Here is a 22,963-nt window from a genome sequence, read left to right on the forward strand (position 1 = left end):
AATTTTCCTAGGCCCGGTCACCGCCGCCGCGTTCCACCGTTTCGGCGAGTTCCTCCAGCCATTCCTTATGCTCCGCCTCTTTAATGCCGGTGTGCCCTATGATGATGCTTATAAACAGCAATCCCGCAGCAAAGTAATAAGGCCAGTGATGGCTGCCTCGCGCCGGTGCAAGCTCGAAAAGCACCCCGCCTGCAATGGGGCCGAGAATCCTGCCCATAGCTTCCATCGAATCGTAAAGACCCAACGCCCCGCCCTGCCCGACGGTGGTTCCTTTGCTTATCGCGGCGGTCAGGCTCGGAAACAAAAGCCCCTGCGATGCGCCGACGAACGCCGAAAAAACGCCGAACCAGAATGGATTGGGCGAGAAAGTAAGAAGCAGGTAAGACAGGGCAAGCAGCGGCACGCCGAGCTTTATCACGAAAGGCTCGCCGAACCTGTTGATCATTTTGCCCGTTACAACGCCCTGTACGAACGCTCCGGCGAATCCGAACAGAGCGAATACATATCCGACGTGGCGGGCGTCGAGTCCGAATTCCTCGAATGCGAACAAGGTGTATGTGGAGGTGAGGCAGGCGAAGCTGACGCTCACGAGAAGCGCGAAGATGAAATAGTGTCTTAAATGGCTGCCGAATGCGGCGGCGACGCGTTCAAGCGGCCCGAGGCGCGCCGGCGATTCGGATATCTTGCTTTTGTCCTCCTTCAAAAATGCCAACGCCAAAAAGAGGTTTAAAAGCCCGAGCACAGCTGCGACCAAAAACGGAAACCGCAGATGCGAAACGAAGATATTCCCCAAGGGAAATACCATCGTATAGCCAGATAGAAATCCTCCCAGCGCCGGGCCGAAGACGATGCCCAGCCCCATGCTTCCCCCTATCATCCCAATCGCGGGGCCGCGCTGCTTCGAGTTCGTAAGGTCAGCCGCGTATGCGAACACCGCGGGAAGCGCGGCCGAAGTCAAAAAGCCCCCTATCACGCGCGCGATATAAAGGTGCCAGATGTTCTGTGAAAGCGCGATCAGAATGAACGTGAGCATGATCCCGGCGATGCCGATCATGATCGCCGGTTTGCGTCCGTGCTTGTCGCTCCAAATCCCCCAGAACGGCGCGCAGAAAAAATGCACGATGCTGTAAAGGGAGAAGATGAAACCGAGATCGCGCGCCGTCCCGTGAAGCTCCTGCGTGATGAAAAGCGGAAGGATTGGAAAAAGGATGGAGAAACCCACCATCACCATGAACATGGTGAAGGCGAGTATTGACAACCTGATCAGCACGTCTTTTGAAAATCTTTCGGACACGCGGTTTCCTCGCCACGCCGCGGCGTGAAAAAAATGCCTCGGGGCTCCGGCGCGTCCGGCCCTGGGCTCCTTGGGCGGCATATAATAGCACCGGCAATGATCGCCCGCCTTGTCTATTCCGCAATCGGTCCGTACAGATGGGCGTCGCACCTCAACGTCGCCGCGGAAATCGAAAGGTGGATCCGCCGCGCCGGATTGGCTTTGGAGTATTCGCAAGGTTTCAACCCGCGTCCAAAGATTTCCTTCGGGCCGGCCAAACCGGTTGGAATGTCTGGTTACCGGGAAATTGCCGATATTTCGCTTGTTTCAACAGACCCAACGCCGGATGTCAAATTCGATCAGGAATTTCCGGGCGCGAAAAACGGGAGTTTCGATCCTCAATCGCTCCGGTTCCTGTTTTCGGGGGAAATTGCGGAGGAAAACGGGGTAATGGAACGCGCGCGCGATTGGATGGAGGCGGGCGCGCCGAATTGGTGGATGGAAACCGTCCAAAATATCGAACCGAGGAATTTGGAGAAGGACGCGGTTTCGCTTGGAGGGATTTGGACAAGAATGGCGGAAAGGCGCGCGCCCCATATCACCCCGATTGGCTTGCGTCTGCTTGAAAACGGCGAAGGCACCTTATCGAAAATCGTCAGCTCCTCGCTGGTTTTCGCGAAATTCGAATTCGAAAACCAACATTCGCGCGCGCTGGCAGCGGAATTTTTATGCGGTCGGTCCTGGATCGTCGAAGCCGGAGCGTCGCGTGCTTTCAAAGATGTCCGGCCGTACGCTGAATCGCTGCATGTTTCCGAATCGCAGGAAGCACTTTCCGTTTTCCTTCGGGCCAAATCGTCCGCGTCCGAGTCGCTGCCTTTCGTGAGAGTAGCGGACAAGGTAGCCGAACTTGGCGGCATCACAGCGGAATGCGCGCGCGTTCTGTTTCTGGATGCAAAAGGAGCTCCGGTCGGTTAGCCTTCCGCTCCGCCCGCGGCGGAAGCCGATGCACCAAGGTCGTATACCTGCAGATTGTCGGCGATTACGTCAATCACTTCTTCGGTTTCCTCCGGCAAGCCTGCAGGAATCAAAAACTCGAAAAACACCGACCTGTCAGGGCGCGAGTGAATGTATGTCTTGCTTTTGATTTGCACGCCGTTTTGGATGTGCGCCATCTCCAGCCGCTCAACTGCGCCGTAAGGAGCCAATAGCGACGCACGCGCCACCCGAGTCCCGCCACGCGCCCGCGCTATCAACCGTTCAATTTCGTCCATCATCAAAGAGGACGTCGCGGCAGAGCCGGGAAGAACCTGTATATTCAGCACCGCGTGCCTTCCTTCGATTTCGCCCGGCAATTCGACAAGCACCGACCATGGCTCTTTCGATTCGTCAAAACCCCAGACCGAATCCCTCGGGACAGCAACTCCAATTCCGTGCCCTGGATGGATGAACGCGATCGCGGGGATTTCCCGTCCGCCGGCGCGTATTGGAAACGTCGCTCCTATAAACCCGCCGTAAGCGTCAATCGTTCCCTCGGAAGGACGCGGCGGCACTGCAAATCCGCGCCTATCGAAATACTCGAAGCTGCCCGCAACCCTTTCAAATAGCGGGCGCACGCCTTCCCAAGAGCCGGGGGGACCCAGGCACTGAAGAATGAAGCATTGTCCCTCGATTGCGTAAAAGTAAATCGCTCCTTCAGCGGTCAGCGCGGATTGCCGGTAAAGCACGCGTATGAAATGCGGCTTGGATTCGAGTTCGAGCGCATGGCCGTAATCGAGCACGTCAACGTCTTCGTCCCGCTCGTATGCAGCCAGGTGGTCATTGAATATCCCTTCCTGCGGTTTTTCATTCGCTGGATAAACGGTGAGCACAAAGCTGACAAGCGCGCCGAAATCGGCCGGCGACGACCAGATTCTATTTTGAAGCGCTCCGGGCGTTTTATCCGGATCGTCGCGCACGACCCAGCCGGCCGGCATTTTGATTTTGTACCGGCAGTCGGGGCAAAGGACATCTTCCAACACAACTTTTTCCAGCAATCGGCTCTCCTGGAATGTTTTGGGGACATCTAGATTATCGGATTGCGCCGGCAGGGCTTGAAATAACTCAGTTGAGCATAAGCTTGTCCCTGGAAGGCGCGAGATGGCCCAGCTTTTCAAGCAAGCGCGTGTAAACCACAATGTCTTGCAGCACCGGCACGACGCGCCTGTACCTTTCCACGACCGAATCCAGTTCCAGCCAACGCTGCTTGGTGTCCAATGACGCCGTCGCGACCGAGCAGAAAGCGTTGATCAAACTGTGGTACTGAAACAGCAGCGCGCCTCCGGAATGCGGGATGTGGTATTCGCCTATGTCGAACACGCCGCTTTTGGAAATCATCTCGACCAGCCGCGAGAGCTGCGCGTGGATTACCGGGTCTTCCGGGGAAGGCAGCGCTTCCGGGTAAAGATTCACCTTCGAGGTCAAGTAATCTCCCAGCACAGGGCTCTCGAACATGAAAAAGCGTTCAACTCCGGCCAAAATAACGTTGGAATCGCCGGTATCCACCGTTTCCAAAAATGCGATGCGGCCGATCGTTCCCACCTTGTGCACATTGACTTGGCCCGATTCGGTGCGCGACGAATACACAATGCCGATTAGCTTTTCACCCAGCAGCGAATCCCTTAGCATGAGCTTGTAGCGCGGCTCGAAAATCCGCAGGGGAAGCAGGGTCTTGGGGAAAAACACGGTTCCGCCGAGCGGAAATATCGGAATGACGCCGGAGAAAGCCCCAGGCAACTCGAAATGTTTCGATTCGATATTCACGACGGTCACCGACGGCCCGGCCGTCAAGCAAAGGTTACCAAACATTCGCGGCGGTTGCAACGTCGTTTGATTCGGCCTTAAAATGCTGGTTCAAGACGCGGCGATGAACAACGAACCAAAAAACGATCCTGGGCATATCGAACGGACGGAGGAACTCTCCGAAGCCACGCCGCGCGATGGCGAAGCCAGGCCCGGTTCAGGCTCGGCGGAATCCACGCAGCCGAGCGAAGAAGAAGCCAGGATCGAAGAAGCGATAATCCGCGGCGAGATGGCCGGAGTGGAGCGAAGGCGCAAGGCAGCCGCCCGCGTTCTGCCCGAAGCAAAGAGGAAAAAGTTCCCGGCGCACTTTGGAAAACTCGCCGACCTTTACGTTTTTTCCGAAGCGTTCACCTGGTGGTTTTTGGGATTCTCGCTGTTCCTGGCGTTCCTGATTGTCAATCAGATAGTCCTGGAAGGCGAAAACCTGCTTAACCCAAAAATACCGACCGCGGCCGTTCTTCGCCTGGTTTACTACAACATTCCCTGGCACATAACGATGGCGCTGCCCGTGGCGACGCTCGTCGGCGTGCTGCTTTCAATGGGGCGGATGGCGAAAGACAACGAGCTGACCGCGCTCTTCACTAACGGGATTAGCCTTTATAGGATGATTTTCCCGATATTCACGCTCGCCGCGATAAACGCGGGAATAATGTACTACGTCAGCGACAGCCTTACCGCGCCCGCGTTCCGGGAGCAGGAGAAAATCAAGGAAATGTATCCCGCGTTGCGCGAAGAAGATGAAATTCAGAAAAAGGAGCCGACGATAGTCCGTTTGCCCGACGGAAGGTACTTCACCGCGCGCACTCTTGACAAGGCGACCGGACAGGCGCTGGACGTGATCATAGACGGGATGGGACTCGAAGAAGGGGAATACGCGGGGATAATTTGGGTTGCAAACATCGGACGCATAGAAGGAAAGAACATCACGCTAAGCCAACCCAAAAAATACATCCTCGATCCGGAAGGCCAGCTTATGGCGATGGAACGCCCGCCCACCGCGCGACTGGACTTAGGTCTGGAGCTGCACAGGATAGTGTCCACAATACGCACTCCGGAGCAACTGACGAAAGTCGAACTCAAGATGCAGCAGGAAATCAAGAAGGAACTCGGAACCAACACCGACCGCGACCAGACCGACTACTGGCTTAAGTTCAGCGCGCCGTTCGCGCCTATCGCGTTCGCACTTGTGGCGATGCCTCTGTCGCTGCGCGCGCCGCGCGACGAGCGGTTTCTCGGAATCATCTTCGCGTTGCTTCTGATGATGTTCTATTACGTGCTTTATTTCATATTCAAGACCGTCGGATACAACGGGGCGATAGCGCCGTGGCTTGCCGCGTGGATGCAGAACATCGTTTTCGCCGTGCTGGCGTTCGGAATCTTCGTTACGAGCAGAAAGTAAAGCGGCCTTGGAGACGCTATCCCGGCGGCTGGTAAATTTCCGCCCATCCGCACATGAAGTTGGCCAGCGCCGCGCCAACGTTTTGGTTTGCCCATGTGTTCGGATGCGAATCGCCGTCCGTCGGGCTTATTTCGTACTCCGAGCGGAGCATGTTCGCGGTCGGGCTTGGACCGTCAGGCTCCGCAAGCTGATCGAACACGTTGAAGCAGAGAAGGTTCGGATGCGCGGAGCCAAGATACTCGCCGGAGGACAGCCAGTTCGCGAAAGCGCGGGCGCGCGCGGCCTGCGCGGAATCCGTCGAAAGCCGGTGCAGCGGCGGGAATCCCATAACGATGAATAGCTTGTCCCTCCGCGTGTCGAAGAAATCCCGCATTTCCAGATACCATGTCTTGTATTGCTCCAGCTGCGCTTCGCTTTCTATGCCCGCGGCTGGGAAGCAGCTTTTGAACGCGATGACTTCGTGATTGTCGAGAATCATGTTGCGGGAGAAAACCGCGTCCGCGTTCTGCGACGTCCAGAGGTAATGCAGTCCGTCGGGGTCCGTGTTGTCGCCCGGTATTTCGTAACTGATGTCCTGCCAGTCTCCGTTTTCGTCAAAGTATTCGCCGTTGTATCCGTGATCACAGAACGTATAGCTCGTTCCGTGTTCCGCGTTGTATTCGGCGATTCTGCCGCGCATATTTCCTTCAAAAACGAATCCCGATCCCGTCGAATGATGGAGGAAGAACAGCTTGGTAAGCTGTTCCCCGTGAAGCGGGACGACCTGTATCACGAACGGGAAGGTGTCGCTTCCCGCTGCGTTGGAAACAAACAAGCTCGCGTTGTAAGACCCGGTGAATCCGGTAATCGTAACGTGCGGCTCGGCCTCGGTGGACGTCGGGGGATCGCAGGCGCCGCCGAAAGTCCAGCTGTACGCGAACGGCGCGGTTCCGGTGATTTCCGCGCTGAAAACCTGCGCGCTTGAAGCATCGACCGCCAGAGGATCGATTGAGATAATTTCCGGGGGAATTACGGCACCGGTCACATTCACCGCAACGCTGGCCGGGCCTTCCGCGTTTTCCGCATCTCCCGGCCGCACCGCGACGTAATCCTGCGCGCCGCCGGGAAGCACAACAGAAAATTGCGGCGGCACCGTTCCGGCTAGGTGGGACGAGAACGGCACCGTTGCGATTTCTGTAAACGGCCCGGACGCGGAGTCCGACGTCAGGATGTCGTAGTGATCCACGACGCCCAGGAAGTTGAGCGCGATTGGAGTGATATCGGACACTCCGACCTCGCCGCTTCCGTCGCCGTCAATCCAGGATTCGAGCGCGTCGTCGCCCGCGCCGTCGTTCGAATCGGCCTGGAAATTGAGCGCGATTGGCGTGATGTCCGCGACGCCGACTTCCCCGTTCATATCGTAGTCCCCGCCGTTTCGGTAAGTCCACGAAAGCTCGTTCGCGCCGGGATTGTAGCTTAGATCGGTAACTGTGCCCGCCTGCTGGGTCGGCGGCGCGGACACGCGTCGCGCGCGCGGCCCGAGCGCGGCAAGCTCGTCCGCAAGCTTTTGCTTGAGCGATTGGAAAAGCGCGGGGTCGACGCCTGAAGGCGGCGCGCATCCAAGGAATTCCCGCGGAATATCCGAAGCTGTTGCCTTGGAACCCGCGTTCGAGGAACAGCCAAATGCAACGAGCACGGCGGCAGTAAGTGCGAGCCGCGAAATCAATGCGCTCATGCAATTCACCCCCTTGCGGCCGGGAAACCCGCCGCGGATTTAATATTAACACACCTGCGAAACGCCTGCCAATTCCAGTTTGATCTGCTTTAAATTCCTTGCTTTATTGCAAGATCTCCGGACGCGGAATCCCATTCATATTTATCCGATAATTCTTTCAACTCATCGTAACATTGGCGCGCACGATCTCTGGCGCGCAGCGCAGATCGCAAAAACGGCGGCGGTTAAGTTCAAGGATGCGGTCGTTCCGGATGATGCGCTGGATATCGCGGGAAAACGGGAAGGCCCGCACTTCCTTTCAAAAGCCGTTCACCATCGCCACGCTGTTATCTAAAGTGCGCGAAGCGCTGGAGAATTAAATTTCGCGTTTATTTTGCGTCTTTCGAATCGCCGCGAAGCGAATCGAGATTCGGCACAAATATCCCGTTGTGATAAATAAATGCCAGATCCGCGAATCCGTCGCCGTCGAAATCGCCGGATATCAGGTCGTCCATATATTCGTAATCCGCTCCCCTGCCGAAGTAGTTCTTTTTTAGAAGCTCGTTTCCGGCGAGATCGAGAACCACAAGCGAAACGCCGCCGGTGATCGCGCAAATCTCCGGCATTCCGTCGCCGGTGAGATCCGCGAGCTCGACCGTGTCATCGCCATGCGAAGCGGCGCTGCTTTTGTACGTTTTGCCGCCGCTTTTCGCGCCGTCCAGCGTTTGCCATTCGATTTGGTTGCCCTCGTACGCCGAGCCGCCGATGCTCCAGTTGCTGTAGCTGCCGGATTTAATTATCGGCTCGTTCCGGGCGTACAGAATGCGCTCGGTTCCGCCGCAGGAATACTTGAAATAAGAAAGCGGAGGATAAAGGTCGAGTCCCCCCGAAACTGCAACGGCCGGTTCAAAAATTCCGTCAACCAGCGGGACGACGCTTTCCTTGCCCGATGATTGATCGTATTTTGCGAAAAGCAAGTCGTCCAAACCGTCTCCGTTCCAGTCCGCCTCGGGTCGCGCGTACAGCCCGAATCCGTTGCTTCCAACTGCATAAAGAAACGCACTCTCGTCGTCAGGAATCCGCGTCCCGTCTTTCGCGGAGAATGCGCGATACGGATTCTGCAAATCGCTGTCATCGCAGAAGACTATCGAATACCCTCCACTTTGTGTGGGCGAATCCACCAGCACGAAGCCGCGGATTTCGTCGTAATTGGAAGTCACTTCGAACAGCTTGGTTCCGGCAAGATTGTAGGCGATTATCTTTCCCCCCGAAGCGCCGGAAACTCCCGCGAACGCTTCCGGCGAGCCATCGCCGTTCACATCCGCAACTTCCAGAGACGTTATTGCGTAAGAGTTTTCGTCGCCATGCGTTAATCTCGCGATTTCGGCAAACGCGGAATCGAAAACGAGTATTTTTTCTTCGCCCATAGCCGCTGTCGAATAGTCATATAAATTGCGCGCCCGCGCCGCCAGGCAGTCGCGCCCCGCGGAGTCCGTCCATTTCCGGAGAAGCTCCACTTCGGGGAAATGGATAACGCGCTTGAAATCGGACGACTTGTGCGCGGGAAGCGCTGTGAAGCCGGACATCATTCCCGAAGGGCTGAACGGATTGAAATTCGCGCTGCCGAACGACGGGCCGTACGATGAAATCATCGCGAGAGTGAGGATCACGATTACCGCGCTCGCAGCTACGAGAATGCCCGCGGTCGCGAGCAGCCACGCCGGCACAACCTGCGCCCCCCCTCCCCTGCGGGGAAATCCGGAGTCGCCCTCTTGCATTGGGAATCCGCGCATTTTCGAACGGCGATTATTGTAGCGCACGGGGCCGCGGGCGGAATCCGGCCGGTTGGCGCGCAAGCAAAGGGCTAGTCGTCCGAAATGCTCACAATGTCGCCCGTCGCAAGCTCGGCGGTCAAATCCCCGTCCGGCTCGCAAACGAACGGGATGCGCGCGAGAATCGCCCCTTCCGCGAGATTGTAATCCGCGGGCTTAATAGTAATCAGAGCGGCGGGGGCTTTACCCTTTTTCGCGAGCGCTTGAAGCACGACGCATCCGCCGGAGCTGCCTTTCGTCTCGGTGTAAATCAGCACTTTTCCGGCGATAGTTTGGCCGCGAGCGGGATTGCCCGCGGCGATTATCTCGCCCGTGTCCATGTCCACGTCTCCGAGAAAAGAAAAGCTGCCTGGACAAACGACCGCGGGCGCGGATGCGCTGCCGCGCACGACGCGGCGGGCGGAATAGGATTTGCCGGAAGACTCGATTTTCACATTCACTATTGACGCCTCCCCGCCACCGCCGCCTCGATGCAGGCGTCGGTCGCCGCCAGCGCGGTTTTGCACCCGATCAAATCGCCGACGTAGCGCGCCATCTTTGCGCTGTCGGTCACCATCGCGGCGACGTTCGGCACAGGCAGGCCGTACTCGCGGCAGGTGGACTGGCGCATGTGGCTCTCGACCGGGCAGGTATCCGCGACGAGCACCGCGCCCGCGGCTTCAATCGCAGAGGCGTACCCTGAATATTCCGCCTGTTTGCGCGTCATCCGGTTGGTGCAAATCCAGAACCGCACGCCGTCCGCGACGCGCCTGCCGCGCAGCCGCTGTGCGACATGTTTTATTTGCGCAAGGTTGTAATGCGGGCAGCCGAGCGTGACGAAATCAATCGGCGCGCCGGAGAGAATTGTCGTCAACCTGTCGCGGACAACGTTAAGATCGCGCTCTGTAACTTCGATTGTTTCCGCGGGCGGTTTGCCCTGAAACGCTTCTTCTGTCGTCCGCGCTTCGGGCGTGACGCCGACCATGTGAAACAGCGTGACGCTGCCGCTGGTCGCAAGCGCCGCGCCGAAGCCGATTAGGAAATCCTGGCGAGCGGTGCGAACGCCCGTGATCACCGGCACTTCGCTGCCCACGATGCTTCCGATGTGGAACCCTAGCGCGCACCACGCGTCGTATGTCGAAAGCTTTTCCGGCGGGATGTCCACGTGAAAGTGATGCGTCCCGCGGCGGTTCTCGGAAAGCAGATATCCCATCAGCGGATACTTGCCGGTCATCGCGGAGTAGCGCGTGAAAAGCCCGCCGCGGTTAGTGCGCGCGCCCAGAACGCTGTTGAAATAGATGATCGCGGACGATTCGACGCTCGCGATTACGCTTCCGAACGGCGGGACGAATCCCAAAAGCTGCGGCGTGCAGGTGTAGGTTTCGAGGATGCCAAGCGCGCGGTGCGCGGTCTCGACGCGCGCCTGCGAGCGCGCTAGCGCCGCGGGGCAGCCGGTGCAATCGGGGCGTTCGAGATCGCAGCAGAGCGTGGAAGTGGTCGTCGGAACGCGGACGCGCGCGCCCGCGTTTTCATCCCCAAAACGCGAAGCGCCCATCGCGCCGATTGCATCGACGCCATTCGCTCTGCATTTAGCCGCGTAATCGACCAGATCCTCTACGCTGCCCTCGTAGATCGCCATCTCTGCGGGATAGTGACAGTACGAAATATCGGCAAGCCGCGGCGCGTCGAACGCTTCGCCGAACTGGACGAGATAGTCCATCGCCTCCGCGAGGACGGGGCCGGAAGAGCCGGAGAGGAGAACGCGTTCGGTATCGGTGAGGTGCATCAATACCATTATAATTCCGGCATCCGCCGGGCGCACCCGTTTTCCAGCTTTGTGAAGCTCGGGTTGGAGGGTATAATCTATTCACCATGGCCACTCGCCGGACAATCGAATCGGTACCTCTCGACCGGCTTTGCGAACTCCGCAATCCGGAGGAAATTGCGCGCTTGGTTCCGAATGGCTCCAGGTATCATGCGCTGCTGCTTGACGGCGTTAGGGCGGCATCGAGCGAGTTTCCAAACTCGAAACTGGCACTGGAAGTGGTTTCGGACCCCGACGAGCCGGGCGTAGAGGAAGTCTTTCTTCTTATTGGCACCCGCCTATCTCCACAAAAGGCGTCGGCCGCGCTGGATTCGTTTTTCAGAAACTTCTGGCTTCCCGTTTTTGCAGCATCCAAAGGCAAGCTCTGCGTTACGTTCGAGTTCGAATGAAATTCGATTGGAGTAATTACTATTCGCTTGCAGTCAAACTCAATTCAGAGGGCGTTAAAGGCGTACCGATTGAGGCCGTGAATCGCACCTGCATCAGCCGGCCTTATTATTCCGCGTTTTGTCTTTCAAGAAATAAAATGTTGTTTGAACACGACATTCAGAATCCGCATGGCGCAAGCTCACACGATGCGGTTATCTCCCATTTTGGACGGAATGCCAACCCGAAATGGCAGGAAATCGCACACTGGCTGAAGCTGCGTAAGCGCGAAAGAATCAAGGCGGACTATCACGACGATTACAGCGAGGCCGGTAAGAAAGATGAGTTTTGTTTGGAAAAGTCAATCGAAATAGCTGCTCTCTTGAAATCGATTTCTTAATCGGCCACGTCCGGTTTCACCACCTCCACCACCACCGCGCTCGGGTACTCGCTCGTGTGCCACACAACTTGATGCGCGACTTGCCAATCCGTCGCGTCCGCCTGCGGCTCCTTCGTGTTCAGGTGGCGGCAGAACTTGGGCACCGCGCTGGACGACACTTCGAGCCTAATCGAATGCCCGCGCAAAAACCTTATCCCAGTCGCCCACATGTCCACGACGACTTTGTACACCTTGCCCGGCTCCAGCCACTCGGGAGATTCGAGCGAGTTGCGGAATTCCGCCCGCTGTATGCCATCGCAAAGCTGGATCGCGCGGCCGTTCGGCCACACGTCCACCAGCTTCGCGGTGAAGTCCGTCGCCGGAACGTCCGTCGAGATGTAAAGCTCCGCGAACACACGCCCGCAAATCACAACGTCTTCTTCGAGTGGCGCGGTCGTGTACACAAGCACGTCCGGCCTGCGCTCGATGGATTGCTGGTCGGTCGCCTCGCCGAGTTGAAGCGCGACGGGATCGGTCACGTACGGGACGGGATTCGCGGGATCGTAAGTGAATAAATCGCAATCCGCGGCGTCTACATCTCCTTGCCTCTGTGCCTCTGTGGTTAATTTGCCATCCCCGAACAGCGAATTCGCGTTCCCGCCGCTGGATAAATACAGCCGCTTCGTTTCCGCGCCGGTAGGCGGCCAGTCGTCGAATCCGTGCCAGCGGTTTTCTCCCATCAGGAAGATGCGGCACCGCGGTTCGCCGCCCAGTCCATGATCCTCACCCGCGAGATACTTTGCAAAGAATTTCAACCGGATGGCATTCAGGTCTATAACCGCGCCCGCGCCGAAGTCCACCTCCCCCACTACGCTGGATACGTTCACCTTGTGCGGCCACGGCCCGATGACGAGCATCTGCGCATCGCGCGCCTCCGCGGTCGCGGCTTCCCGGCGCATTTTCGGATAGTTGATGTACGTCGAAATCCCGTCGTCGTCGTACCAGCCGCATATGTGCAGCGCGGGGATGTCTACGCGCCCCAGCTTGTCCATGTAGCAGACTTCCTTCCACCAGTCGTCCAGCGCCGGGTGATCGCACCAGTTCTGCCAGGTCGCGCTTTCCATCCCCGCCGCCTTGTCCAGCGTCCGAAGCGGCAGGTGCAGGAACAAATCCTTCCAGTTCGCGACTCCGGTGTTCTGATTCACTCGCCCATGCACCATCAAAGCCCAGACAACCATGTTCCAAAACAGCGCTCCGTTTTGGTAAGGCACGTTGATTACTGGATCGGGAAGCGGAACTATCGGGCATATCGCTTTGAGCGCCGGATGCCTGTCGTACGCGACCACCCAAGTGCAGTAGCCCTCGTAGCTCCCACCGGTTACGCCTACGCTGCCGTTGCAGAAGTCCTGCGCGGCCAGCCACGCGATCGTGTCCATTCCGTCGTTGCGCTCGCTCCTGAAAGGCTCCCACTCGCCCTCGCTGTCGTATCGCCCGCGGCAGTCCTGGAACGCGCACGCGAATCCGCGCCGCGCGAAATAAAGCAGCCGCTCCGCGCGCTGCGCGTCGCTGTTCCCATAAGGCGTGCGTGTGAGCAAAACCGGCCACGGCCCGGAGTGATTCGCGTTGCCTTTCGGGATGAACAGATCGGTCGAAAGCCGGATGCCGTCGCGCATCGGCACCATCGCATGGACGAGATGCTCGATTTCGTATTCGGGAACAGAAGTTGTTATCAAAGCTTTGCCTCTCTTGCATGTCGGCCAAGGCCGATTAGCCGCGGAATTCTATCCTTTGAGCAATGGCCGGTCAATCAAATCCGAAAGGCTGTTTTCCATTTTCGGTTTCCGAACGGTTTTGCGGTCTCGCGCGCATAAGCGAGGCAAATCGTCCTGATTGTCTGCTATAATGAGCTGTTTATAGCCCTTCCGGGACGTGTGGTAGATGCCGCAGCTGAAAAAAGGAGTTTTGGTCAAGAAGCTGGACGCTGTCCGCGCGGCCGCATCCAAGGGCAAGGACATAGAAAAGCTGGTGACCGACTCCCTCGTCGAATCCGGCAATGACTTGAGCGAGGAGGATCGCAAGGCTCTCAACGGCCTAAGATTCGAGCTTGCCAAGTTCTGGTGGGAGAACAACCGCAAAACTGAAGCTCTGGATACGTTGCTGGAGTTTTTCGACGGTTATGTCGAAGAAGACTGGACCGCCCAAGCCGCCGATTGGATACGAAACGACCAAATCACGGACATCAAGTACCGTCCGATTCTCGAAAAGCGGCTGGAAATAGCTCCCGAAGACCGCCGGGCCAACCTATCGCTGGCGAAAATGGTTGCCGACCTTCCTTCGCCAACGGATGAAGACATTGACATTGTCGTCCGCGCGGTCAAAGAGCATCCTCTTTGGAAGGGCGGCTCAAGCATACTTTCCATCCGTTACCTTGCCGAGGGCAGAACCGACGCCGAAGCGCTGGACGTTTATAAAAACGCATATCGCCACAACAAGGACAACGAAGAACTTGTCAGGATTCTTACTCAATCGCTTATAGAAAACCAGGACAAGAGCGAGTTCGCGCTCAAGTTTTACCGCGACCAGCTTGACGCGGGCCGCGACGTCCCGAAAGCCCTGGGGCTGCTGTGCGACGCCTATTTGGAAAAAGGCGAAATTTCTCCCACCACTTGGCCTTTCATCGCTGACGCGCTCGGACGGGGAATGCTATCTCCCGAAGGCGTCAAACACGTCAGCGATTTCATCCTGACCCAGGAAAAGTCTTACTTCAATAGGCGCGACCTGGCGGAGCAGGTTTACGAACGCGGCTACCGCGGCCAAGAGCTGCTGCAGTATCTTGCCGACGAGTATGCAAGCGAGCTCGATATTTCAGAGCGCACCATCCCGTTGTTTCAGGACGCGTTCAAGCAGCACGCGCTCTCCAAGCGCAGCATACGCGCGCTGACCGAGCACTTTCTTGGAAGGGATGACAGGGGGGATTTTGCCTGCCGAGTGTATGAAACGTACCTTTCGATGGTACCGGAGCTTCCCCAGCGAAAGCTGTACGAGCTTTTGGCGCAGCACTATATCCAGCTGGGCAGGGCTGACGAACAGGCGAAAAAAATATACGAGGAAGCGCTTACCACCGATCCGGACAATCCGGAAATCATCCGCATGCTCGCCATTACTTACCTCGCCTACCACACGGATACGCAAGCCGCCATAGATATTTATCGCCGCGCGTTCAATATCGTTACCGACGATTTCACGCGTGAGAAAATCGCGTTGATTCTTGCCGAGCACAACGTAAAGATAAAGCGGTTCGACGAAACCACGCTCGAATATCTGATGACGCTGAAGGGAGCTTATCCCGCGCATCTGGAGCAGCAGTTTTCTGAAGCGCTCGGATATTGCTTCATGAATCTGGACAGGCACGACGAGGATGCGAAGCGGCATTATCAGCGCCTGTACAAATCATCGACGAATCCGCCGGCAAGGCTCATTCGGGTACTCGCCCAAATTGCAGTCGAAGAGCACCAAGAAGGGAAACCTTACTCGTCCGAAGAAATCAGGCTCTTCGAACAGGTTTTCGAACTCGAGCGCTTTTCGTGCGATCCCGAAGTGGGCTTCGCTCTGTTGACACACAGATTAAAGGAAAATATAGAAGACCCGAGACTTACTCAATACGCCGTGCGTTGTTTTGAAGCCGACCGCGCGAGGCTGGTCAAGCTTTTGGGTGAAAACGGCCGACCGAATCTACTCGTGGGCATAGGCGACTTTTACGCGGAAAAGTTCAATTACGAACAAGCCACCGTTGCCTACAAGGACGCGGCCGAGCAGACCAATCTGGATTCGGCCAAGTACCGCTTCGCCAAGATGCTGATTATCGGCGGAGACGCGAAAGGCGCGCTGTCCATTCTTAGCAAGCTCAGCATCGGTGGAAAGAAGGACGAAGCGCAGAACCTGTATTGGCGCGGTGTATGCCACCTGACACTCGAAGATCACCGTTCGGCCGCGGAGTGTTTCAATCGAATCGCCGAAGATGCGGAGATGGCGTCTCACATTCCCGGCTACCTGATCAAGTTGCGGCGCGGCCAGGCGCAGGAACTAAACTTCGAATGGCAAAATGCAAGGGCAAGCTACCGCGAAGTTTTGGACGATCCGGAGGCGCGAAACTTTCATCGCTGGGCGGAAATCGAAATCTCGATGCTTTATCTCAAAGAGAAACGATACGAAGAAGCGCTGGCGCAGACCGAGGCATCGTACAACAAGAACCGCACGGGCCGGGCGGAAAGCAGGTATTATTCGACCGCTCTTTTTTATTGCGGGGCGACAGCGCTGAAGGAAGGCGACATCAAAAAAGCCACGTCCCTGCTTTTCCAGAGTGTTCAAGTGGATATGGGCGACAGGCTGATCCGCGACGTGATTACCGACCTGCTTTTGATTGAGGGCGAAAAGGCGTTTTTCGCGAGGGATTTCGAACGGGCTCGCAAACTTCTGGAAACGTCGCTGGCGATTCTGCCTCGCAGAATTGACACCCGCTCGCTTCTGGCTTTCGCTTGTCACGAGCTGCGCGATTATGACCAGGCAATACTGCATTATGTGAATGTTCCCTGGGACCAGGTGCCCGAAGAGCTGGAACAAAGTCAAGCATATGCCTATTTTTCAAGCAAAAGGCTTGAAAAGGCATGGCGCGTTTTCGCCGACCTGCTGCGGAAGGGGAAATTCAACAAGGCCGATTTGCCACTGCTTTTCGCCAGTTACCTGTCAGACCCCGTTTGGGAAGGAGCCAAGGTTTTTAAGGATATTGAATTCGATGACGATACCATCGAATTCGCCCAGCTTTATGTCCACGACGGCCAGTACAAACGGGCGCTGGAGCTTCTCTCGAAGCTGGCCAAAACCGACGAGTACAAGAATGACTTGCGTATATTTTGGTTCCAGGGGCTGGCGAATGCCAAGCTGGGCAATCGCGAAATGGCCGTCCACTTCTGGCGCGAAATATTGAAAAACGCCGACCGTCCGGATGTCGACAAGAGCAAGCGGATGCAGGAGTACCTTGAAATCGGACTTGCGTTCCTGGAGTCCGGCTATGCAAAGGAAGCAATGCAAACCTGGGAAGCATTGGCCGGCATCGATCCGCATTTCGAGCACTTGCCGAAGTTGTACGCGGAAACACTATCGTTGAACGCGTACCAGCTCGTGCGCAAGGCCGACCAGGTTAAAACGGCGATTAGCGAATGGAAAAAGGCGCTTCAATATGACCCGAAGAACATGCGGCTCATCCAGAATCTCGCCATCGCGTACTGGCAGATGGACGATTTTGGCAACAGCACCAGGTTCTGGAACCGGATGATCGACTGGTGGAAAAAAGAACTGGAGCGCAAGCCCAGGCAGAATGCCGTTTACAGCGTTTACATAGCGGAAATCCAGCGCGTGCTGACCGATTTGATCACAACGAAAGGCAAGGCGGAGCACGACCTCGCCAAGGTACGCACCGAAGATGTGATTGACTACTACCAGAAAGCAAACAAGTTTTACTGGCTGCTCAATCTGGACAAGCGTGCAAGCATCCCGCAAATCGAACGCGCTTACTTCCGGCTTGTTAAAATTTTCAATCCGGAGCGTTTCGCGGATGATTTCATGCTGCTCGAAGAGGCCTACGCCAACCTGACGGATTCCGCGAAGAAGGAGAAAATCGATCTTTTCGCCTACAACCCGTTGTACTTGGATGAGCTTAGAACGACGGTCTGGGGCGGCAAACACGTCAACGTGTTCGGCGCCTTGAAGATAAAGGTCAATCCGCCGCTGCCCAGATACACCTACCTCAAGCCGTCGGGACTGGACTGGAACGAGGTAATGGACAAAGTCACGGAGCGCCTAAAACTGAATCTCAAGCTGCCCGACTGGAATCTCGTGTGATGAAACGAGCGGTCGATCGCGTTGACTTCACAAGGGAGCAATACTATACTGCCCCGATTGGCGGGACCGATTGGCAACGGCGGGAAGCCGGCGAGCCGCGCGAGTCGCTCTTCTCGATCAAGGCCGAGTTGGCCCGGCTATCACTGCACATTGAACGATTGGGCAAGGAAGAGGAGCGGCTCGCAGCCGAGGTCAGAAACGCGGCCGAAGGGTCGGTCGCTCTTCGAGCCGAAGTCGAAGCCAAATCGAACGAAATCCAATCGAGGCTGGACAGCCTTAGGGCGCTTTTTGCAACCAGGCTTGCTTCAATTCTTCCGGCCATAAAGGATGCCGCTTCGAACTTGGACGAATCCCTGAAATCCGAGCTGGCGGCGCTGGCAAGGCTTGTGGAGTCGCGGGCGCCTTCGGATGGCCAGGGGATGTCTCTTGCTCCCGACTTTGCCGGTCAGCTGAACCGTATCGAATCCTCGCTTGCTCTTAAAGACAGGATCGAAACGGAAGCAATCCAGAAGCGCGAAATTCTGGACATGATTGCGGTCGTAGACTCCTTTGACAGGCTGCTTTCGTTTTTGGAATCAAGCGGCGAATCGCCCTCCGAATCCTGGGCGGTGGGAGTTAAAAGCATCCACAAGCTGCTTCTGGAACTCCTGGCAAAGCGCGGGGTAAAACCGATAGAAGAGTTGGACAAGTTCGATCCGCATATACATCAAGCAATTGGCACCGTGGACAGTCCCGACTTGCCGGAGGGCGCCATCGCCAAAGTGCTTCTGCGGGGATTTCTTGTAAAGGGTAAAGTGTTAAGATGCGCCGAGGTGGTGGTGGTTCGCCGCAAAGGCGTCGGCAGTTAATACCCCCGGACCGCCGGGGAAACCGATTGTGGAGCAGGTGACATGGGGAACATCGTAGGCATTGATCTGGGCACGACAAACTCGCTGATCGCGACCATCTGGAACGGCGAGCCGACGCTGATACCGAACGAGCGCGGCAGTTACATCACGCCGTCCGTAGTCGGATTCACCGAAACCGGCGAACTGCTGGTTGGCGAGCCGGCCAAAAACCAGCTCGTCGCCAATCCGGAGCGTACGGTCGCTTCCATCAAGCGCTTGATGGGGAGCGAGCGCAGGATCACAATCGGCGACAAAGACTTTTCGCCCCAGGAAATCAGCGCGGTAATCCTGAAAAAGCTCAAGCTCGACGCTGAAACCTTTCTGGGCTCACAGGTGGAGGAAGCGGTTATAACGGTTCCCGCATACTTCACCGACGCGCAGCGTCAGGCGACCAAGGACGCCGGCGAAATAGCCGGCTTCAAAGTGGAACGCATCATAAACGAGCCTACGGCCGCCGCGCTGGCGTATGGTTTCGACAAAGTCGAGGCGAAAACGATTCTCGTCTACGACCTCGGAGGCGGCACTCTCGATGTCTCCATAATCAAACTGTTCGAGGGCGCGTTCAAGGTGCTGGCCACGGCCGGCATCAACACGTTGGGCGGCGACGACTTCGATTACCGCATCGTAGAGTACCTGATCGAGCAATTCAAGCAAAAAGAAAAGGTGGATATCAACACGATTCCCGATCTCGCCCAACAGCGCTCGATCAAGCAGAGGTTGAAGGAAGCGGCGGAACTTGCGAAGATAGACCTCTCCAGTCTGCTTGAAACGAACATAAACCTTCCGTTCCTTTATACGGGCGGAGTGGAGCCGCTGCACCTGAACGAAAATCTTACGCGGGCGAAGTTGGAAGAGCTTACGGCCGACCTTATAAACCGCACGACGCAGCCCATCGAAAGCTCGATGGCGGACGCAAAGCTGACGGTTGACGATATTGATGCCGTAATTCTTGTCGGCGGCCAAACCCGCATGCCGGCCATCCAGCGCCTGGTCAAGCAGGTTATGGGCAAAGATCCGCTGCGCGACATCAATCCGGAGGAATGCGTCGCGACTGGCGCCGCGATCCAGGCGGGCATCAAACGCGGCCATCTGCAAGACCTTGTGGTGGTGGACGTGGCACCGTTCACCCTCGGCATCGAAGTCGAAGGCGGCCGCTTCAGCGAAATCATCCCGCGCAATACAAGCGTTCCGTGCAATCGCAAAAGAATTTACGTAACTACAGTGGACAACCAGACCGAAGCGCATATCCACGTGCTTCAGGGCGAAAGCCCCATGGCCGCGGAGAACACGAGCTTGGGCGAGTTCATCCTGACCGGCATCACCCCCGCGCCTAAAGGCGAATCGCTTGTCGAGGTAAATTTCGACTACGACGTCAACGGCATAGTCAAGGTAACCGCGCAGGACCGCCGCACCGGAACGGCGAAGAGCATTACCATCAAAAGTTCCAAGAGCCGCTTGACCGAGGAAGACGTTCGGATGGCCAAGCGCGACGTGAGCAAGTACACGGGCTCGATGTTGTCCCAGCGCGACAAGAGCAAGCTCTTCTTTGAAGGCGAAGGCGCACTCGACAAGGGAATCAAGATACTCAAGCGCGCGCAGGCCGGCGACATCCGGATGTCCGAAGGCTCGATGTCCAAACTTGAAACCGCATGCAAAGAGCTGAAGGAATCCCTGCTTTCCGGAGACGAAGGAAAGGTCGAATCCGCCCTTGAAATCGTTACCGGGTTCATCTCCGAATATTCGTAACGGAGCCGGCTTATGAACGGCGAAAACCTGGCCAGTTGTCCGGTATGCGGGGGCGAAATAGCGGCAGGCGCGTCCGTCTGCCCGGACTGCACCGCGGACATCAACTCCTTCCGAAAGCTCATCGAAGATGCGCGCCGCTATCTTGACGCGGCAAGGCTGGCGCTGGCGCGCGGCGACAAAAACGAAGTCGAAAGGCTGTGCACCGACGCGCTCAAGCTTTGGGACGGATGCGCCGGCGAAGCGAAGGCGCTTCTTGCAAAAACGGCAATAGTCTCCGGAGACTTCGAAGCCGCCCGAAAGCGGCTTTCGGAAATCCCCGAAGGCGCGGAAAGAGTACGCCTTGCGGAAGAACTTGAACGCGCGGAGCAAAAACTATTCGCCGCGGCGGAACGCTACAACGTCGCATTGACCTGCGCGCGAAAAGCTCAATACAGGGAGAGTATTTCCCAACTTGAAAAGGCAATTGAATTGGCGCCGGATCTGAAACAGGCCTATCGCTTGCTTGCAAAAGCAAATATCGCCCTAGGCGATTTTGAAGCCGCGAGAGCCGCCGTTTCAAAAGGTCTTTTGAGATTTCCCGGGGATGCGGAACTTGCGCAACTGGAAACCGAATTTTCGGACGCCGGGAAGCCATTCAAGGGAGCAGTCGGATTTCCATTTGCCTCACCGGGATTCGTGGCCGCGATGCTTATGGCCCAGACCGCGCTTCTGGCAATCATTCTTGTTCTTCTGGCCGTAATCCTGTTTTCGTCCAAATGACGACTAAACGTAAAGGTTGATCGGCGACAATATATAGGATTCCGTGCTTTTTGAAAGATCGATCATCTCGGGCGGATCTATTTGATTGAATTTTTGGTCGTACACAACCTTCACGATGGGGCGAGTCAAATGTTCGCCGGAAATCGCGAAAACGACGGCGAACCGTCCGTCGTTCAACTTCACCAGGCTTCCCACGGGATACAACCCGACTACGCGCAGGAATTGGTTGACGGTCTGACTTCCGAAAATGTCGAAACTTCGAATAATTATATTTGATATGGCTTGGTTCGGCGATAGCTTCTTGCGGTGCAACCGTTCGCTGGTGAGCGCAATGAAAGTATCGCAAATGGACAACATCAGCGAAAGCGGGTGAATTGCATCTCCTGTCAGCCGCTGGGGATAGCCGCTTCCGTCGAACCTTTCGTGGTGCTCCAGGACCATTTTGAGCACGTCCTGACTTACATCGGTATTGTCCTTGACCATCTGATAGGAGTATCGGGGGTGCTCCATTACCATGGAAAATTCGCGCTGCGTAAGCTGGCCGGGCTTGTTGAAAATCGAGACAGGAATGCGCATCATGCCGATGTTGTGGAGCAGCGCGCCCAGCGCGATATCCTTTTTTAAAAGCGACCATGCCGGGTCGTCCCTGTAAAGAATGGTCATCAGCGTCGCCACGTTTACCGCGTGAAAGAAAAGGAAATCGCTGTAATTGGCCAGAGAGTAAATATTGATAGCCCTGCCCGAAGTGGATACAACTTCCTTCAGCAGCATTTCGACTTCTTCGTGCAGTTTGTCGAGATTCTGGAAAATCCCCATGCGGCTGTCTTTGAAAATCTCCCTTAAAACCTCGACGGTTTTTTCCAGCAGTTCCTGGGGAAGCACGCTTTCAATTTCGGAACGCTCGTAAACTCTGTTGATGTTCTTGCGAACCTGAACAAGAAAGTGATGCTCGTCAAGAGAGACGTCTTCACGCTGCTCGAACTGGGTCGAGGCGGTGACCACGAATTCGATTCCGCGTTCCAGCAGTTTGTTTATTATGTAATCGTTCAGCTTGCTGCCGCGCCTGAGTAATAGTTGCAGGTCGGTCGACAAAATATCCTCGTCAAGCACAACCCCGGCTTTAAGATCTTTCAGAGGGATCTTACGCATATTTTTCCCCGTTCAGGCGGCGGAAAGGCAGACTAAGCGCCCGCGCAAGCACGCGGAACGTTTCACATTATACCAGATTTGCGGGGCAATTTCGGCGGAAATCCAAACCGAAATGCATCCGCAGTGGAACTATACTACAATCTTGTTTGAGGGGCGCATGCCCCGGAGGTAAGTCATGAAGGAAAACAACACAGCCGAAATTCTAAGCGCCACCTATAGGGTAAAGGTCGGCCACGCCGAGATGCTCAAAGGCGGCGTGATTATGGACGTAACCACACCGGAGCAGGCCGTGATAGCCGAAAAGGCGGGCGCGGTAAGCGTCATGGCGCTGGAAAGGGTGCCCGCGGACATCCGCAGGGACGGCGGCGTCGCCCGGATGGCGGATCCGCGCATCATTACCGCGATTATGGAAGCCGTGAGCATTCCGGTTATGGCAAAGTGCCGTATCGGCCATTTCGCCGAGGCGCAGATTTTGGAAGCGCTGGGCGTGGATTTTATAGACGAAAGCGAGGTGTTAACGCCCGCCGACGAAGAAAATCACGTTTGGAAGCATGATTTCAAGGTACCGTTCGTCTGCGGATGCCGCAATCTGGGCGAGGCTCTAAGACGCATAGGCGAGGGCGCGGCCATGATCCGCACAAAAGGCGAAGCCGGAACCGGGGACATCGTGGAGGCGGTACGGCACATGCGGCTCGTCCGGGCCGAAATCAAACGACTTTCAACGCTCGACCGGGGCGAGCTGATGTCTGCGGCCAAACAGATGGGTGCGCCGTTCCATCTTGTAGAAGAGGTGGCCAATTCCGGACGGCTGCCGGTTCCGAATTTCGCCGCTGGCGGCGTCGCAACCCCGGCGGACGCTTCGCTTATGATGCAGCTGGGCGCGGAAAGCGTTTTCGTCGGCAGCGGCATTTTCAAAAGCTCGAATCCGGAACTGATGGCG

At 56.6% G+C, this 22,963-nt stretch carries 18 protein-coding genes; 9 read left to right on the forward strand and 9 right to left on the reverse strand.

Annotated features, from left to right (window positions below; genetic code table 11):
• Window positions 1-7: 7 nt before the first annotated feature.
• Complete coding sequence (locus tag HRF49_09705) at window positions 8-1,294, reverse strand: MFS transporter (GenBank protein ID MEP0814923.1); 1,287 nt, start codon at window positions 1,292-1,294, stop codon at window positions 8-10.
• A gap of 33 nt (window positions 1,295-1,327) precedes the next feature.
• Between HRF49_09705 and HRF49_09710 the strand changes: the two genes are divergently transcribed.
• Window positions 1,328-2,248, forward strand: coding sequence for a DUF2344 domain-containing protein (locus tag HRF49_09710; GenBank protein MEP0814924.1), 921 nt, complete (start codon window positions 1,328-1,330; stop codon window positions 2,246-2,248).
• On the opposite strand, the gene HRF49_09715 is transcribed toward HRF49_09710, so the two are convergent.
• Together HRF49_09715 and HRF49_09720 are read right to left on the reverse strand one after the other, a co-directional pair.
• The gene (locus tag HRF49_09715) at window positions 2,245-3,306 is read right to left on the reverse strand and encodes a hypothetical protein (GenBank protein MEP0814925.1); all 1,062 of its coding nucleotides are present in this window, start codon (window positions 3,304-3,306) and stop codon (window positions 2,245-2,247) included. The two genes, HRF49_09710 and HRF49_09715, sit on opposite strands and share 4 nt — an antisense overlap.
• A 67-nt stretch (window positions 3,307-3,373) precedes the next feature.
• Window positions 3,374-4,072, reverse strand: a complete 699-nt coding sequence (locus tag HRF49_09720) for an LON peptidase substrate-binding domain-containing protein (GenBank protein ID MEP0814926.1) — start codon at window positions 4,070-4,072, stop codon at window positions 3,374-3,376.
• A gap of 82 nt (window positions 4,073-4,154) precedes the next feature.
• On the opposite strand from HRF49_09720, the gene HRF49_09725 reads away from it, so the two are divergent.
• The gene (locus HRF49_09725; GenBank protein MEP0814927.1) at window positions 4,155-5,510 is read left to right on the forward strand and encodes a YjgP/YjgQ family permease; all 1,356 of its coding nucleotides are present in this window, start codon (window positions 4,155-4,157) and stop codon (window positions 5,508-5,510) included.
• Between the two features lie 16 nt (window positions 5,511-5,526).
• Here HRF49_09725 and HRF49_09730 read toward each other — a convergent pair whose 3' ends face one another.
• From HRF49_09730 to HRF49_09745, 4 genes are all read right to left on the reverse strand, one after another.
• Window positions 5,527-7,224, reverse strand: coding sequence for a PKD domain-containing protein (locus HRF49_09730; protein ID MEP0814928.1), 1,698 nt, complete (start codon window positions 7,222-7,224; stop codon window positions 5,527-5,529).
• 368 nt (window positions 7,225-7,592) lie between these two features.
• A complete protein-coding gene (locus HRF49_09735) occupies window positions 7,593-8,981 on the reverse strand; it encodes a hypothetical protein (GenBank protein MEP0814929.1) in 1,389 nt (462 codons plus the stop codon).
• Window positions 8,982-9,067: 86 nt separating this feature from the next.
• Window positions 9,068-9,475 (reverse strand): DUF126 domain-containing protein, encoded by a 408-nt coding sequence (locus HRF49_09740; GenBank protein ID MEP0814930.1) that lies wholly within the window; start codon window positions 9,473-9,475, stop codon window positions 9,068-9,070.
• Window positions 9,475-10,809, reverse strand: coding sequence for an aconitase X catalytic domain-containing protein (locus HRF49_09745; protein ID MEP0814931.1), 1,335 nt, complete (start codon window positions 10,807-10,809; stop codon window positions 9,475-9,477). Before HRF49_09745 ends, HRF49_09740 begins: the two co-directional genes overlap by 1 nt.
• Before the next feature lie 77 nt (window positions 10,810-10,886).
• Here HRF49_09745 and HRF49_09750 point away from each other — a divergent pair, with 77 nt between their 5' ends.
• Complete coding sequence (locus HRF49_09750; protein MEP0814932.1) at window positions 10,887-11,228, forward strand: hypothetical protein; 342 nt, start codon at window positions 10,887-10,889, stop codon at window positions 11,226-11,228.
• On the forward strand, window positions 11,225-11,605 hold the full coding sequence (locus HRF49_09755; GenBank protein ID MEP0814933.1) for a hypothetical protein: 381 nt from the start codon (window positions 11,225-11,227) through the stop codon (window positions 11,603-11,605). Before HRF49_09750 ends, HRF49_09755 begins: the two co-directional genes overlap by 4 nt.
• Here HRF49_09755 and HRF49_09760 read toward each other — a convergent pair.
• The gene (locus HRF49_09760; protein ID MEP0814934.1) at window positions 11,602-13,317 is read right to left on the reverse strand and encodes a CocE/NonD family hydrolase; all 1,716 of its coding nucleotides are present in this window, start codon (window positions 13,315-13,317) and stop codon (window positions 11,602-11,604) included. The genes HRF49_09755 and HRF49_09760 overlap by 4 nt on opposite strands.
• Window positions 13,318-13,522: 205 nt before the next feature.
• Here HRF49_09760 and HRF49_09765 point away from each other — a divergent pair, with 205 nt between their 5' ends.
• From HRF49_09765 to HRF49_09780, 4 genes are read left to right on the forward strand one after another with little or no spacing between them, the layout of a single operon-like run.
• Window positions 13,523-17,482 carry a hypothetical protein gene (locus HRF49_09765; GenBank protein MEP0814935.1) on the forward strand — a complete coding sequence of 1,320 codons (3,960 nt, stop codon included), beginning with the start codon at window positions 13,523-13,525 and terminating at the stop codon, window positions 17,480-17,482.
• The gene (gene grpE, locus HRF49_09770; GenBank protein MEP0814936.1) at window positions 17,479-18,330 is read left to right on the forward strand and encodes a nucleotide exchange factor GrpE; all 852 of its coding nucleotides are present in this window, start codon (window positions 17,479-17,481) and stop codon (window positions 18,328-18,330) included. Before HRF49_09765 ends, grpE begins: the two co-directional genes overlap by 4 nt.
• 42 nt (window positions 18,331-18,372) lie before the next feature.
• A complete protein-coding gene (gene dnaK, locus HRF49_09775; protein MEP0814937.1) occupies window positions 18,373-20,115 on the forward strand; it encodes a molecular chaperone DnaK in 1,743 nt (580 codons plus the stop codon).
• 12 nt (window positions 20,116-20,127) lie between these two features.
• Window positions 20,128-20,874: a tetratricopeptide repeat protein gene (locus HRF49_09780; protein ID MEP0814938.1), complete on the forward strand. Its 747-nt coding sequence runs from the start codon at window positions 20,128-20,130 to the stop codon at window positions 20,872-20,874.
• A 3-nt stretch (window positions 20,875-20,877) separates the two neighbouring features.
• Here HRF49_09780 and HRF49_09785 read toward each other — a convergent pair whose 3' ends face one another.
• Window positions 20,878-22,023, reverse strand: coding sequence for an HD-GYP domain-containing protein (locus tag HRF49_09785; GenBank protein ID MEP0814939.1), 1,146 nt, complete (start codon window positions 22,021-22,023; stop codon window positions 20,878-20,880).
• Window positions 22,024-22,198: 175 nt separating this feature from the next.
• Here HRF49_09785 and pdxS point away from each other — a divergent pair.
• A partial coding sequence (gene pdxS, locus HRF49_09790) for a pyridoxal 5'-phosphate synthase lyase subunit PdxS (GenBank protein ID MEP0814940.1) occupies window positions 22,199-22,963 on the forward strand: 765 nt, incomplete at its 3' end.

The sequence above is a fragment of the bacterium genome, from assembly GCA_039961635.1.
Classification (GTDB): Bacteria; 4484-113; 4484-113; order JAGGVC01; family JAGGVC01; genus JABRWB01.